This is a genomic window from Tateyamaria sp., from assembly GCF_059783535.1.
The window spans coordinates 1-14,686 of sequence record NZ_JBYNDP010000029.1 but is presented as its reverse complement, the minus strand read 5'-3'; the positions used below and the strand labels follow the sequence as shown (position 1 = coordinate 14,686).

Genomic DNA, 14,686 nt, shown 5'->3' with positions numbered 1-14,686 from the left:
GCATCACGCCCTCCCCGACTGTTTCTCAGCTGCACGGCGCATCGCCACGAAATTGGCATAGGATATTACGGCCACGACCAAGAAGATCAGCAACGTAATCGCCCCGGCCAAACCGAACTGCTGCCCGGCATTGTCGAAGGCGAGCCGGTAGGTGAAGCTTGCCAGAATATCTGTCTCGCCCGCCGGGATCACGGTTCCAGGAATGTCCGGCAAGCCGCGGGTCAACAGGAAGATCAGGACGAGGTTGTTGAAGTTGAACGCAAAACTCGCGATCAGAAGCGGCAGGAACGGAGGAATGATCTGCGGGAGCGTAATGGTGAAGAAGATGCGGATGGAGGACGCCCCTTCGAGAGCGGCGGATTTCTTGTGGTCTTCGGGCACGTTTTGCAGAAAACCCATCGCCAACAGCATCATGTATGGATAACCCAGCCAGGTGTTCACCACCAAAACCATCGTCCGCGCCAATGTCCCATCGGTGAACCAATTCGGGCGGATGCCGAAGATCGCCTCTAGTATCAAATTGATCTCGCCAAAGTTCTGGTTGAACAGCCCGCGAAACACGAGGATCGAGATGAAGGCAGGCACTGCATATGGCAGGATCAGCAGGATCCGATAGACTGCCTTGAAACGCAGATGAGGCCATTGGAGGATGACGGCAAGCGTCAGTCCGAGGGTGAACGTCAACACGACCGAGGCGAAGGCGAAGAAGAACGTCCAGACGAAGATGCGGAGCATCGGACCACGAATGCCTTCGGACTGGAAAATGCGTTCGAAGTTGTCCCAGCCAATTGGTACGCGCCAACCTGGGGGCACCTGCTCACCCGTGGCATCCGTAAAAAAGCCCGTGGAATGGTCAGCGCGCAAAACCATGCCGTCGAAGCGGGTCAACTCATCCGGGCCAGTGCGGGTGTAGTCAGGTGTGACGGTACCGAATGTCCGCAGGCCCGAGTTTTGGAGCTGCGTGCCATCGGGCAGCGTCAATGTCAGGGTTTGGAGACCGGCGCGCAGGCGCACGGCCGCGCGCCGGTCAAGCAGGGTTTCGGGTTCTTGTGCTGCGGAAAGTGCAGCGGTTTCCGCGCTGGTGAGGGTAACAGGTTCGGACAAAAGGGCACTTTCGGGCAACCAGATCCGGTAGCCCTGATCATCTTGTTCTACGGCGAACGGCTGCTCAGTCGCCGGATCGACCGACGCGCGCGAGGTCAGCACCTCGACGGCGCGGTCGTAAGTCAGCAGGTTGAAGCTGCTGTAATTCGTGAAGCCGATGTAAATTGTGTAGATAACCGGAAAAGCGATAAAGATCAGGACCGCTGCGATGCCGGGAAAGATGAACCGCGCGCCGTAGAAACGGCTGACCCCGAAAACGACGGCGAAGCCTGTAGCAAGAGCAAGAACAATCGCCCCGAAGAGCGGTTGTGCGTTCTGGTAGAGATAGAAAGCCACCGCGCAGAGCGCGGCAAAAACCACGGCCACAAACATGACGCGAGGCAATGGGGACATCGGCTGGGTGGAAGTATCGGTGCTGGTGGCCATGGCGATTGGGACGGCCCAAGGCCGCCCCGGGAACCTTACTGTTCCATGATCCGCGCCGCAGCGTCGTTCAGCGCATCACTCGGCTTGGAGGTGCCAGATGTAATGTTTGTCAGCGCGGGCCCCATGGCCGCCCAGAAGGCCCCCATTTCGGGGTTCGATGGCATCGGAACACCGTTGGCCGCAACCTCAAGCATTCCAGAGACGAGCGGATCGCCCTGCGCCTCGGCGGCAGAGATGTCGGCGACTGCGCCCAGGGCGCCGTTGGCGTTCCAGATGGCCAGCCCCTCATCGGTCAGAAGGTAGTTTTCGATCAGCTCCACTGCGAGGTCGGCATTGGGCGTGGCCGCGTTGATGCCAAGCGTGAGGACACCCAGAAAGGGTGGCGCGGTGTTGCCATTGACCGACGGGATTGGAGCCACGGCTACATTGATGCCAGCATCGGCGTAGCCGTCCCAACTCCAAGGTCCATTGAGGACCATTGCGACATCACCGCTGGCCATCGCACTATCCATGACCCCATAGTCGACGCCCTTGGGCATGATGTCGTTGTCGAACAGCGCGGCCAGAACCTCGGCACCTGCGATGGCGCCATCGTTGGCAACACCAGTTTGGCTGCCATCATAGCTTCCATCGACTTTCTGAAATGCAAATCCACCACCCGCCATCAGCATCGGCATGGTGAAATATGTATTGTTGTAGTCCCAGAGAATGTTGGCTTCACCGGTCGCAATGATGTCTTCGAACGAGGCCGGGGGAGTGTCGATCACATCGGCATTGTAGACCAGCGTGACGGCCTCGACCGCGACAGGATAACCCCAAGTCTTTCCGTCAAACTGCACCGCGTCCATTGCGGAAGGAAGCACACCTTCGACCCATCCGGCCGCAGGGGAAACAGGCTGTATCAGGCCGCCGCTCGCCCATTCGCCAAAGCGGTCGTGGGCCCACATCAAGATATCAGGGCCGTCTCCGGTAGCGGCTGCCTGCTGGTAGTTCTGTGGCAGGTCGGGATCGACAACTTCGACAATCACATCGATCCCGAGGTCCTCAGTGAAGACGGACGTGGCAGCCAGAAGCTGATCGCGGTCACGGTTGCTGCCAGTCCAGATCGTGAGGCTGTCCTCGTTGAAGGCGGCAGCGGGGATTGCAGTGGCCAGTAGACAGGCGGCGGTGGTCAGGATGGTGGTCGTTCTCATGGTATCCTCCCAGAGATGAGTTTCAGGCGGACAAGGACAGGTCCCCGCCATGGCTGAGGTAAGCAAACCCGTTGCCGGGCAGCGTCAGTGTTTGGTGTTCGAGCGCCGCATTGTGCGGGCCTGTTAAGTTGGCGGTTTTCGAGAGCGTCAGCTTCAATGGCTCTTTCGACAAGTTGAAGACGCATGTGAGCGTCTGTTCGGCGGTCTCACGCCGGAATGCGAGAACAGCCTCGGGGGCCGTCAAGAAAACGGTGCGGCCCGATTGTAGTGCGGGGTTGGCTTTGCGGAAGGCGACGGCGTTGCGGTAAAACTGCAGGATAGAGTCTTTGGCCCCCTCCTGAAGATCGACGGCACGGACCGATTGCGGGGCTTTTACAGGCAGCCAGGGCTTGCCCGAGGTGAAGCCTGCGTTCGGCGCTTCGCTTTCCCAAACCATCGGCGTCCGGCAACCGTCGCGGCCCTTGATACCAGGCCAGAATCGTAGCGCAGGTGGGTCGGTCAGCTCTTCGTAGACCAGTTCAGTCTCGGTCTGACCCAACTCTTCGCCCTGATAGATGCCGATTGCACCTTCAAATGACATCAGCATCGCGCAGGCGAGCCGTGCCATATCACCCTCGGACGTCGCATGTTGCGCCCAGCGGCTGACATGGCGTTCGACATCGTGGTTCGAGAAGGACCATTTGGGATGCCCACCCGGTGCCCCCTGCTGGAACCCTTCGATGCAGGTGCGGAAGTGATCAGCACTGAATTCCGGGCTGAGCATAGCGAAACTGTAAGCCATGTGCAGACGTGCGCTGCCCTCAGTGTACTCACCCATGATGCGGATGGAGCGGCTGCCAATGTCGCCCACTTCCCCGACCATCATGATATCAGGGTATTCATCGGTCAGTGCGCGCAAACGTTCGAGAAAGGCCAGGTTCTCGGGCCGGTTCTTGTTGTAGATATTGTCCTGCATCCCAAAGAGATCTGTGGCCATCACCTGCGGCGCGACCTGCGCGGGCGGGTTCGAGCGCAACTGTTGGTCGTGGACATAGTAGTTCACGGTATCAAGGCGAAAACCATCCAGTCCACGGTCGAGCCAGAAGCGGCATGTCTCCAGGATCGCGTCCTGTACATCCGGATTATGGAAATTCAGATCGGGTTGCGCGGCGAGGAAGTTATGCAGGTAGTACTGCCCGCGCTGCGGATCAAATTCCCACGCCGGCCCGCCAAAATGGCTGTGCCAGTTCGTGGGCGGTGATCCGTCGGGATGCGGGTCGGCCCAAACATACCAGTCAGCCTTTGGGTTGTCGCGGCTGACGCGCGCTTCGCGAAACCACGGGTGCTGGTCAGAGGTGTGGGACATGACCTGATCGGTGATGACTTTCAGCCCCAGGCGATGCGCCTCGGCAATGAGCGCGTCGAAATCCGCCAACGTGCCAAACAGCGGATCAACATCGCAATAGTCAGACACGTCATAGCCCATGTCCTTTTGCGGCGACGTGAATACAGGGCTCAACCAGATGCAATCGACGCCCAGCGAAGCGATATGCGGCAGACGGCGGGTAATGCCCCTCAAGTCCCCAACACCGTCGCCATCAGAATCCTGAAATGACCGTGGATAGACCTGATAGATCACCGCGTTGCGCCACCAGTCTGACATGAAACCCTCCGGACGATTCTCGTAGAGAGTAACAAGGAATTCAAAGTTCTTCAAAACGTTTTAATTTTCTTTTCTTCATGCTATGCTGGACTAACTCCGTGTAATACGCGTACGTATTTGAAACGCTTTGAGGTTGACCCTTGGCAACGCTGAAAAAAATCGGGGAAGAGCTTGGACTGTCGGTCGCAACCGTCAGCCGCGCTTTGAACGGGTTTCCCGAGGTCAAGGAAGCGACTCGTAAGAGGGTACGGGAGGCTGCAGATCGGCTCGGCTATAGTCCGAACCGAGTGGCGCAACGGCTTGTGACGGGACGTTCAGGAATGGTCGGCATGATTGTGAAGATCAAGCCGGACATGAGTGCCGACCAGACGTTCTTTGAGATGCTGACCGGGCTGACAGCCGCGTTGTCAGAGCGCGAAACAGATTTGGTGTTGGCCGTCGATCAGGCCGAGGATCCCGTACTGCCCTACCAGCGGATGCTGGAACGTGATCTCCTCGACGGCTTCATTCTAAATGCGCCGGTGCCTAACGACCCGAGGGTCTCCTTTCTGCAAGAACGTGGCATCCCGTTCGTGCTGCACGGTCAGGACCGCACGCACCCCAACTATCCTACTTTCGGGATAGACAACTTTATGGTCTCGACTGACTCCGTTCGGCTTCTGGCCCAGTTGGGCCATCAGCGCATTGCACTGATCAACGGTGAAGTGTCGGCCGCGTTTGCACACGATCGCCTCACGGCATTTGAGGCCGCGATGGAAGATTTCGGCTTGAACAATGACCTGATACGGACGGGGGCGAGCCTGGAGAGCCACGGCTACGCTCAGGCGCTTGACCTTCTGTCGGCTGCCGCGCCCCCGACCGCCATCATTTGTGCTTCGACCGTTCTTGCCGCCGGGGCTATGCGTGCCATTCGCGATCGAGGGTTGAGTGTGCCAGGCGATGTATCCATCATGGCGCATGATGACGCGCTGCCACATACGCGTGCAATCAATTTCGAGCCGGCCCTGACAGTTACACGCGCGCCGATGCGAGATGCCTGCGTTCCGTTAGCGCATATGTTGGTCGACCACTTGAACGGCACCCCGGCACATGAGCTTCAAGTGATGCAGAAAGCCGACCTGATCATTCGCGGCTCGACCGGCCCTGCCCCAAAACCGGAGACATCCGATGGCCCTTGATGACACTGACACCTCCCCTGCCTTATCGGTGCGTGGTTTGCGGAAAACCTACGGCGCAGTCGAGGTTTTGCATGATCTAGATATCGATATGGCCGAGGGCGAATTCCTTGTGCTTGTCGGTCCCTCGGGGTGCGGCAAATCCACGTTGTTGAACTGCATTGCAGGGCTGGAAGAGATCAGCTCGGGCAAACTCTTTATAGGTGGGTGCGACGTGACGCTAGAACCACCCAAGGACCGCGACATCGCGATGGTGTTTCAATCCTACGCGCTTTACCCGACTATGAGCGTGGGGGAAAACATCGGGTTCGGCATGAAGATCCGCGGCGTGCCGAAGGCCAAGATGCAGGAGAAAACCCAGTCCGTAGCCGAGTTGCTACAAATCGACCATCTGCTAGACCGGAAACCGAGCCAATTGTCCGGCGGACAACGCCAGCGCGTCGCGATGGGGCGTGCATTGGTGCGGGAACCAAAGCTGTTCCTGTTCGATGAGCCACTGTCCAATCTGGATGCGAAGCTACGGGTCGAGATGCGCGCGGAAATCAAAAGGCTACATATGAAAACTGGCGCGAGCATCGTCTACGTCACCCATGATCAGGTCGAAGCCATGACACTCGCGAGCCGGATCGTCGTTCTGAAAGGTGGCCATGTGCAGCAGATCGGGACACCGACCGAGATTTATGACACGCCCGCGAATACCTTTGTGGCGGATTTTATGGGATCGCCGCCAATGAACTTGATCCCGGCAACTTTCGCAAAGGGGCATTTGCAGGTAGGTGACAGCCGGATCGCAACCTCCCTCTCCAACCTGCCTCGGAACGTGCTTATTGGTGTCCGACCTGAGCATTTCAGCTTTGCCCAAGAAAGTGCGCTCGTTGAGGCTAGCCCAAGCATGATGGAAGACACAGGGTCGGACATGTTTCTCACATTCGAATGGGGCGGTGTGGATGCTTTGGCGCGGATGCCAGCCCGATTTGCGCCAAACTCGAGCCGGGTTCCGCTTTCATTCGACCGTGCCTACGCAACCGTTTTTGACGCTGATACACAAGTGCGATTGGCCACCGGTCTCTGAATCGACGCAGCAACCTTCCTGTGCCCATAGCCGAATGAAAGTTTGATCCTCGCTCAGCCGTTTAATCGCTTAGACACGAGGGGCGCGGACTAAGACTGACGGGGCATTCCTATGAACCACCGCAGTTGCCAGTCACTGGAAACCTTCACATTTTAAAGCGCCCTTACTCAGCGCTTGATCGACAAACGCTCCGCGACGCATACTGGGTAAGCTTGAAGCAAAAACAAGCCATATGAAACTTTGGCACGATGCAACCGGCCAACGCTGCTAATTTGTAGAAAGCATTTGACCAGTCAGTTCAGCCTGAAAGCAAACACTGTTGACGCTGCGTTGCGACGTAAGCTTGTGGAGATCGACGAGTGAACACTGAACACTCCAATGCACGAGAAATCCCTCTCTCATGGTTCACTCGATCTCTCTGGAAGTACACTCCTCTTTATGTCGAACTGGTCTTTCTTGCGATCTGCCTTCGCCTGATTGGCCTAGTCGAACCGTTTATTTTTCAAGTTATCATTGATCGTATCCTGCCGTTTCAGCGAGAGGCATCGCTTGTTGTCGTCGTAGCAATCTTTGCGGCGGTGAGCTTGTTTCAGATGGGCTTTGAAATCCTTTCCAACCTTTTGGGGGTGCTGACAGCCAACAAGGTGACGCGAGACTTTGGAGCCCGCATTTTCGATCACCTTTTCAAATTGCCGCTCAGCCACTTCCGAAAATGGTCCGTCGGAGAGACTATGGCCCGGGTGAGAGAGACGGAGACGATCCGCAACTTTCTGGTTGGCACAACAACTGGTGTCTTTCTCGACCTCCTTTTTGTCGTCATCTACATTAGTGTTCTACTGGCATTGTCTGTCCCCTTGACGATGATTGTGCTGATTGCCCTGCCGCTTCAGGCACTCATTTACTTTGTATTGGGCCCCTTTTTGCGACGGCACCTCAGAGTCCAGTTCGATGCTGGCGCGCGTCATCAGACACAGATGGTCGAAAACATCTCTGGAATAGCCGCCGTGAAGGCTCTCAGTGCTGAAGACAAGATGTTAGAGCGTCTCGATCAAACGCTCTACGACAGCCTAAACGCGCGCTACCGGGTAAGCCTGCTCAACATTGTGAGCGACAAGTTGACATTCATTGTCGAACGCAGCGTCACCATCGCGATCATTTATGTCGGCGCAAACCTCGTTTTTGCCGGAGAACTGACACTGGGACAGCTCATTGCGTTTCACCTTCTGGCCGGGAAAGTGACCGATCCAATTGCCAATTTCTCGCAGCTTTGGGAAGGTTGGCAAAACATCAAGGTATCCAGACAACGCCTGGGTGACATTGTATGTTCACCGATGGAACCTTTCGATGCACACCCCCGACTTCTATCCGCAATGGAGCCGCGCCTCAGCTTTGAAGAGGTCTCTTTCGGTTACACGGAGGATACACTCGTTCTGCGCCATTTCTCATTTGTGGCCCAACCAAACACACTTACGCTTGTGATCGGACCGTCGGGCATAGGTAAGTCCACCTTTGGGCGGCTGGCAGCAGGGATCGACGTCCCTGCCGCAGGTGTCGTTCGGCTGGGAGGGGAGGACATAACCAAGTTCGAACCACACGATGTGAGATCCAAGATCGCTTATATCCCACAAGAGCCCTACCTGTTCTCTGGCACACTCAGGGAAAACCTATTGATCAGTGAACAGGACGTCAGTGAAGAGGATCTTCAAACGGCACTGCGCATTGCGGCGGCCGACACTCTTGTGGCGCGCCTTCCATTGGGGTTGGAAACACAAGTGGGGGAGCGTGGGTCCGCTCTCTCAGGTGGCCAACGCCAAAGGATCGCAATTGCGCGCTCTCTCATTAAGAAACCCAAGGTTCTGGTTCTGGACGAGCCGACAAATGCACTGGACGATGCAGCACAGCGAAAAATGGCCAAGGAGTTGGCGCGCCTGAAGCCGACAACCACATTGATTGTCATTACGCATCGACCCGAGATTTTTGAAGATCCAGACCAAATGGTTGATTTCGAGGCCCTCGCATGAAACGCGTTGCAGAGCCTATGAGCGTAAAATCGCCGACCCTGCATGGCACAATATTCTTCACGATGGCGGTGTTTGCCGCGGTCATTGTCATGGCGTTCACATTCAAAGTTGAAGTTGTCGCAAGAGGCCAGGGCAAAGTCGTCCCCCTGAGCCGTGTCCAAGTCCTCCAGCCAGAATTCGACGGAAAGATCGTGGCGATCCATACAGCCAACGGAGCGAGAGTGCAGCGAGATCAGGTGCTGATCGAGTTTGATGCAACCGAAGCCGCGGCGGAGGTGAATACGGTGACGGCGGACCTGGATCGACTTTTGATCGAACGTGCGCGCATCTCTCATTTGGTGTCCAGTATCGACGCAGGCGTCATTGATCACCCCGATGCCAGCGAAACGGTGATGAGCAAATTTACCTTGCCGGAGTTTAACACCCGTCCTTTCTACAAAGAACAACGCAGGTTACTGGCGGCCGAGATCGACAGCCTGCAGGCACTGATGAGCCAAATAGCCGCACAGACTGAAGCCAACAAGAAATCGGTTGCGGTCACCCACGCCAACATTGACCGGGTGGAGGCGGCCATGAAAATCCAAAGCGAGCGACTTGAGATCGCCCAGGGGCTGCTGGATAGGGAAATTGCAAGCCGCGCAAGCTTTCTGGACATTCAAGAAGCCTTCACCGCTTTAGAGAAAGAGCGCGACGTCTACCTGCGGGAGTTGGCCAAAAAACAGACCGACGAAAGCGCCATTCTCGCTGAACGCCGGAGCATTGTTGCCTCTCAACGCAGCTCCCTTCTAAATCGACGTTCCGAAATCGAAGCGCAGGTTACGACGCTTAGCGAACAGCTGACGACAGCCAATCGGCGTATTGAAGCGGCCAAGTTGCGCGCGCCGAAAACGGGGGTGGTGAACCAACTTGATATTCACACCATCGGAGCAGTGGTCCAGTCCGGTGACGATATCTTGCGTGTTGTTCCCGAAGATCAAGTCGTCGAAATCGAAGCGGCCTTTACCAACGTCGACATTGGATTTCTGGAGGTGGGCCAACAGGCCAATATCAAATTGGATGCGTATCCTTCGGCCCGCTTCGGCTTTGTCAAAGGTGAGGTTTCAAATGTCGCTGCAGACTCCACCGAAAGCACAGAAGGCGAGTGGACTTACGCCGTGCGCATCAAACCCTCCCGAAACAATTTGAAAAACGGCAGTGATGCCTTCACGATAAGGCCCGGCATGACCGCGACCGTGGATGTGACAACAGATAGCCGCCGGTTGATAAGCTACTTCTTTGCCCCTATAGTTGAGGCGGCGCAATCTGCCCTTGGTGAAAGGTAAGATGCTGACCAATGATCGAGTTTTTTCAATCTCTGGGGCTCTTCGGTTACGCCATTCTTGCTTTTTTGGCGGTGTTGATCTGGAACCTGAAGAAATTGATCAAGCTGCGCACACCCCTTGACTCACAGCAGCACAAGATCTGGCGCACCACTGGCGGGACAACAAAGCCCGACCATCTTGAAAACAGCAAGTCTGCCGCTTCTGAACACAGCAAAAAACGCGGTGTAGACAATGCTGAAAGGTAGTATTCGACCAATTCTGACAGCAGGTCGCTACACAAACATACGCAGCCTCGCGGTTGCAATTTTCTGCGCCCCGCTTCCACTGCTGGCCGACAAAGTCGTTGATCACGAGACGCGGCACTTCAGTGTTAAGGTTTTTCAAGAGTTGGAAGCGTTTGCCAGCCCTCTCCTGAACGACACTCTCGATCAGTGCGCGGAAGAAACAGGACTGCTCAAGTTTCGTACATCCAAGTCCCGAATTCCATTTTTCGTGGCCCGTGACAAGCGCGCGTTAGATGCATTGATCGAAGATCACTATGCTGGCCAAATTACTTTGACTAAAAACACCTATGTTGATGACACGTTTTGTGATGACACCGCCAGTGGCACCCTGTTTGTTACGGGCGAAACAATCAGCCTATGTGTTGGCGATGAAGTGTACTGGTCAGAGCGAATTCAATACAACGAAATCTGTTCTGACATCACACACGAGTTAGTGCATATCGTGCAAAATGATTTGACATACGGCGGATTCCGCGCGCCCGGACAATCGTTGACGGACGTTGTCGGGCCTGCTTGGCTTTTTGAAGGCGTTGCAGTTCTGTTCAGCCAGATATCCAGCTTCGGCAAGGATCGGCTAGACCGCGTGGTTCAGCTTTCCCGCAAACAAATTCCGCCAAACAGCTTTAAACTTGCAGAAATGGAACGCTTCGACAGACGTGCGGAATATGGCCGACTACACTATCAGAAAGGCTTTATCGCGGCAAAATATCTGCTGGATCAAACTGACGAAGACTCCATCTTTGAATTCTATCGATGCATGGGACCTTCTGAAGAGTGGGAAATCTGTTTTGAACGGGCGTTTGATCTGTCAGTAGAACGATTTTATACCATCCAATCATTGCAGTAGTGCCACCCAGACAATGACTGGATGGCACAAAGAGAGTTCAGCGACCGTCCCAGTCGCCGCCAGCGTGGCCTGAGTAGGCGTCGCCGTCTGGGTGTCCCACAGCGTTCGCCTCGGGGTGTTCAGCCAGTGCATCAACCTCCGGAACACTATAGGTCGGATGGTTTTCAGCAATATCATTGAGCACGCCTCTGACCGCGCCACCTGCGCCGCGGTATGAGCCCAGGCGGTTGCCTGCGCCGCCGCCGCCACCCCCACCCCCACCACCACCACCAAAACTGATCGGAGCGAAGAGTTCATTTGTGCAAACATCATCTTTAGCAAACATAACCTGTTCCTTTAGAATGCAGGCAGCGACCTTTTGGGTTCCACCTGTTGCTGTTTGCCAGGCATGTCGCCCGGCGGCTCACTTGGGTGTTGGTCTTGTCGGCAACCGCCACCCGTTTCACGATCGAAAAGCCAGTCGGCTTCCAGTCGCAATCTGATTTGGACGCTTTCCCAAGTTTAGTAGCGCCAGAAGTAACTTACTGACATCGTTGGACTATCCAGAGCATAGACCTGATGAAACCAGCCCGCAGGCTGGACAAGCAACTCGCCGGGGTGCAGTTCCGCAGACGTGCATGTGGCTGCTTTTGCTTTGGGATACTTGTCAAAGTCGGGCTTGTCGGGTTGAAACCAGCACTTTTGATACGTGTTGTAGGACTTGTAGGGGTACAACAAATCGGCTTGATCGGCAGAGTATAGATCGAGGCGTTTACGCCCGATCACTTGAAACAGAAAGCCGGTCAATGGATCGCGGTGTAGCGGCGTTGCCGGAACGTCAGTCTCAACGGCACCAAACCAAAGCTGCGGCGGCACGAAGTCTTCGGTTTCAAAGTACATCGTGCCGAAATTGCCCGCCATCTCATCGGGAAGACGTGACCCTTCGGTATAGCTCTTGAATTCGAGCGATGATCCACCCTTGACCTGAGCCTCGCCAGAGCTGCGCAGTTCTTCGACAAAGCGCTTCATAGTGACGTGGTCGGAGGCAGATCTCATGAAAACAACGGCTTCCCCATATTCTTGTTCGAGACGGTCAAGCGACCAATCATTGCAAGGCGGTGTGGGTTCAAGCCCGGTAATAATAATGGGCAGGCTCTCTTCCATAGCCTCCAGGAGTTGAAACTGGCTTGGGGTTTCGAGGCGCGGGATCACAACTCCGTGCCTGTAGCCCTTTTGCTTGTGTTTTTGCGCAACCTTGGCAAAGCGTTCCAGGGTCCAGTCGCTTGGTCGCAGGCAGGAAAAGGCCAGAAGAAATGCGAGGCTCTGATCGCCTTTGAGTTCAGTGCTGCCTATGACTTCAGGACTGCGCCAGTCCACGACCTCGAAATCTCTAAAAATCAATTCAAGGGTTGAGAGTGGGAACCTTATTTCAGTATCCGCTTCGTAGTGTTCTTGTGGTCGGTCGACGCGCAAATCATCGAAAAAACGCGCACGAAACCCCAAGTGGGGATACCCTTCGACAACAACGCGCACTGTGCCGCGGCGCCCTTCCGGATTTTCGAACCCGGCTCTTACCAGTTGGATGAATCCATCAAGTGTCTGGTCAGGCGTTGTGTAACCGGACTTGGGGTAAGCCACGTTCATAACGCGATGTCCTCTTTCATGCAGCGTGCATTTGCACCGGTCCAGCGACAGATGCGCCGTACCGACCCGTCCATGTTTCGTCTGATGCTCGTGGCGGACTTTTCATCAGGAAAGACGTTGTGCAGAACATCGTGCAACACTGCGCGCAAATTGCCGTAAGGTGTGATCCAGTCATTGAAGAACAGTCGCCGACCACAGTTCCACTCCTCGTGCTTCAGCGTTCGACCCGAGCCATGCACATCGCGTTCGACATCTTCGTTTAGCCACGCCCACGTCACCATCGCGGTCGGGATATAGTTTTTGGTCACGTAAAACTTGACCTGGTTTTCCCAAAGCGGAGGAAGAATTTCCGTGCGGAAATAGTGCCCCAATTGTTGTTGCTGGTGGTAGGGCGACCTTGCGAGCAAATCGAGCGCATAGCCGGTCGATAAATAGTAATCGAGGTTCACCATGCCGTCTGAAACTCCCGCGCGCTGCGGGCATTGCGCGACGTAACCCTCTTATGCTTCTCCAAGTGAGATTTCAGGTGCTTCTGAAGGGACAAATGATCGCCAAACGGCGCCGCTTGCCGTGTGATCTGGATCGCTTCATCGTCGTCTGGGCAACGGCTCCACGTGGCATATCCTATAGGTATCATTTCTTCCGAAAACGCGATGAAAGCAGACCTATCCTGCACGTGCCGAAGCAATGATGCATGGTAGTCACCAATCGGTATCTCTGATCGACCCTGCCAGTAATCAATGTCCAGCTGAGCCATCATACCCAGCGAACGATAGCCGTTTATGGCAGGATGTTTTTTGTCTGGTTTAGGAACTGCGGGCAGGTAGTTCTCATTTGTATTCAACATGTTCTCTCTACCGACGAGGTCGGTCAATTCTAGCAAGGCGGTTTGACCCAAAAAGGTGGACCAAAGCTCATTTGGCTGCTGATGTCTGAACGCCCGGGCGGCCAGCATGCGCGCCACCGGATAATTCCAACGATAGTTGTAAACCGCATTTGGATCCTGCTGCGCTACTGCAAGCTCCACCGCGTCATGGCCAAGGTAAACCGCATCATCGTCTCGATGGGCCGTTTGTAAGATGCCCGCAATCGCACTGCCCCGCATGTCTGCATAGACCAGCAAAGCCCGCTCGCTTAAGAACGCAGCAATCTCTCTGTAAATTGGTGGAATGAATTTGCCTGGATTGGCGGCAAGTTGTACCGCATGTCCAAGTTCATGTGCTACGGCAAGCAAATCGGCGGCGTAACCCGAATACCGGATAGAAACGAACGGCATATCACCGGTACCCCGATGCAGAGTAAACGGTCGCTGGGCTCCATCATCTTCCGTAGCGAATTCGACCTGCGTCTTGCGCGCAACGTCTAGAATGAATTCGGCATGATCGGAAAACTGATGAGCCATGGCGTTCGCTGCGAACGACCACGCTTCGTGTTCCGATAGACCCACCGAAACAGGGGTAGGAGGCATACGCGTCTCTGAATTGCCAATACATGTCAGTATGTTAGAGACGCTCTGGACTGTAAGAGCATGTGTATGCAACCAAGTGCTAAAATCGCTTGCTTTGATTTCAGCCGCGACTTTCAAAGCTGTATTGTCGGGATAAGAACGCGGTCCAACTCAACACCTTTCCTTGTACACAAGGCAACCCTAGCAATGGCACCGCAAGAGGTGTCAACTGTAGGCGACACGACTGAGTGTCAATTCGCTTAGCGCAGGCTGTTTCTTGCCAGTTTGGCAACGCTGCAAAGCAATTCACGCAGCTCGCACAAAAGATTTCGTTTGTTTAGCTCGAAAAGAGCGTCCCAGAACATCCAAATTGCCACCAAATGACGCTGCATTACCAGTAAAGGCGACTCGCAGTACTCTTGGACGCACAGGGAATGAAGTCAGGATTCGGTCACGGCAAAGTACCGCAGTTGCTCTGCGGGCAGATTCGGCAAATCCAGCACCACGTAGCGGCTTTGCAAGGGCTCCGG

13 protein-coding genes are annotated in these 14,686 nt (G+C 55.3%); 6 read left to right on the top strand and 7 right to left on the bottom strand.

Annotated features, from left to right (window positions below; translation table 11 throughout):
* Nucleotides 1-3 precede the first annotated feature (3 nt).
* The 3 genes from malF to AC6RA8_RS08095 form a co-directional block, all read right to left on the bottom strand.
* Nucleotides 4-1,476, bottom strand: a complete 1,473-nt coding sequence (gene malF, locus AC6RA8_RS08105; protein ID WP_500351877.1) for a maltose ABC transporter permease MalF — start codon at nt 1,474-1,476, stop codon at nt 4-6.
* A gap of 89 nt (nt 1,477-1,565) precedes the next feature.
* On the bottom strand, nt 1,566-2,723 hold the full coding sequence (gene malE, locus AC6RA8_RS08100) for a maltose/maltodextrin ABC transporter substrate-binding protein MalE (protein WP_500351875.1): 1,158 nt from the start codon (nt 2,721-2,723) through the stop codon (nt 1,566-1,568).
* Between the two features lie 22 nt (nt 2,724-2,745).
* Nucleotides 2,746-4,365 (bottom strand): alpha-glucosidase, encoded by a 1,620-nt coding sequence (locus AC6RA8_RS08095; protein ID WP_500351873.1) that lies wholly within the window; start codon nt 4,363-4,365, stop codon nt 2,746-2,748.
* 140 nt (nt 4,366-4,505) lie between these two features.
* Here AC6RA8_RS08095 and AC6RA8_RS08090 point away from each other — a divergent pair, with 140 nt between their 5' ends.
* From AC6RA8_RS08090 to AC6RA8_RS08065, 6 genes are all read left to right on the top strand, one after another.
* On the top strand, nt 4,506-5,543 hold the full coding sequence (locus AC6RA8_RS08090; RefSeq protein ID WP_500351871.1) for a LacI family DNA-binding transcriptional regulator: 1,038 nt from the start codon (nt 4,506-4,508) through the stop codon (nt 5,541-5,543).
* Complete coding sequence (locus AC6RA8_RS08085; protein ID WP_500351869.1) at nt 5,533-6,612, top strand: ABC transporter ATP-binding protein; 1,080 nt, start codon at nt 5,533-5,535, stop codon at nt 6,610-6,612. Before AC6RA8_RS08090 ends, AC6RA8_RS08085 begins: the two co-directional genes overlap by 11 nt.
* Before the next feature lie 359 nt (nt 6,613-6,971).
* Entirely contained in the window at nt 6,972-8,633 is a 1,662-nt protein-coding gene (locus AC6RA8_RS08080) for a peptidase domain-containing ABC transporter (protein WP_500351868.1), read from the top strand.
* A complete protein-coding gene (locus AC6RA8_RS08075) occupies nt 8,630-9,955 on the top strand; it encodes an HlyD family type I secretion periplasmic adaptor subunit (RefSeq protein ID WP_500351866.1) in 1,326 nt (441 codons plus the stop codon). Before AC6RA8_RS08080 ends, AC6RA8_RS08075 begins: the two co-directional genes overlap by 4 nt.
* Nucleotides 9,956-9,966: 11 nt before the next feature.
* Entirely contained in the window at nt 9,967-10,200 is a 234-nt protein-coding gene (locus AC6RA8_RS08070) for a hypothetical protein (protein WP_500351864.1), read from the top strand.
* Nucleotides 10,187-11,086 (top strand): hypothetical protein, encoded by a 900-nt coding sequence (locus AC6RA8_RS08065; RefSeq protein ID WP_500351863.1) that lies wholly within the window; start codon nt 10,187-10,189, stop codon nt 11,084-11,086. The genes AC6RA8_RS08070 and AC6RA8_RS08065 overlap by 14 nt, the downstream gene beginning before the upstream one ends.
* Nucleotides 11,087-11,123: 37 nt before the next feature.
* Here AC6RA8_RS08065 and AC6RA8_RS08060 read toward each other — a convergent pair whose 3' ends face one another.
* The 4 genes from AC6RA8_RS08060 to AC6RA8_RS08045 form a co-directional block, all read right to left on the bottom strand.
* The gene (locus AC6RA8_RS08060; RefSeq protein ID WP_500351861.1) at nt 11,124-11,411 is read right to left on the bottom strand and encodes a hypothetical protein; all 288 of its coding nucleotides are present in this window, start codon (nt 11,409-11,411) and stop codon (nt 11,124-11,126) included.
* A 176-nt stretch (nt 11,412-11,587) separates the two neighbouring features.
* Complete coding sequence (locus tag AC6RA8_RS08055; protein ID WP_500351859.1) at nt 11,588-12,568, bottom strand: cupin-like domain-containing protein; 981 nt, start codon at nt 12,566-12,568, stop codon at nt 11,588-11,590.
* A 137-nt stretch (nt 12,569-12,705) separates the two neighbouring features.
* The gene (locus AC6RA8_RS08050; protein ID WP_500351857.1) at nt 12,706-13,161 is read right to left on the bottom strand and encodes a toxin-activating lysine-acyltransferase; all 456 of its coding nucleotides are present in this window, start codon (nt 13,159-13,161) and stop codon (nt 12,706-12,708) included.
* Nucleotides 13,155-14,111 (bottom strand): hypothetical protein, encoded by a 957-nt coding sequence (locus tag AC6RA8_RS08045; protein ID WP_500351856.1) that lies wholly within the window; start codon nt 14,109-14,111, stop codon nt 13,155-13,157. Before AC6RA8_RS08045 ends, AC6RA8_RS08050 begins: the two co-directional genes overlap by 7 nt.
* Between the last annotated feature and the right edge of the window lie 575 nt (nt 14,112-14,686).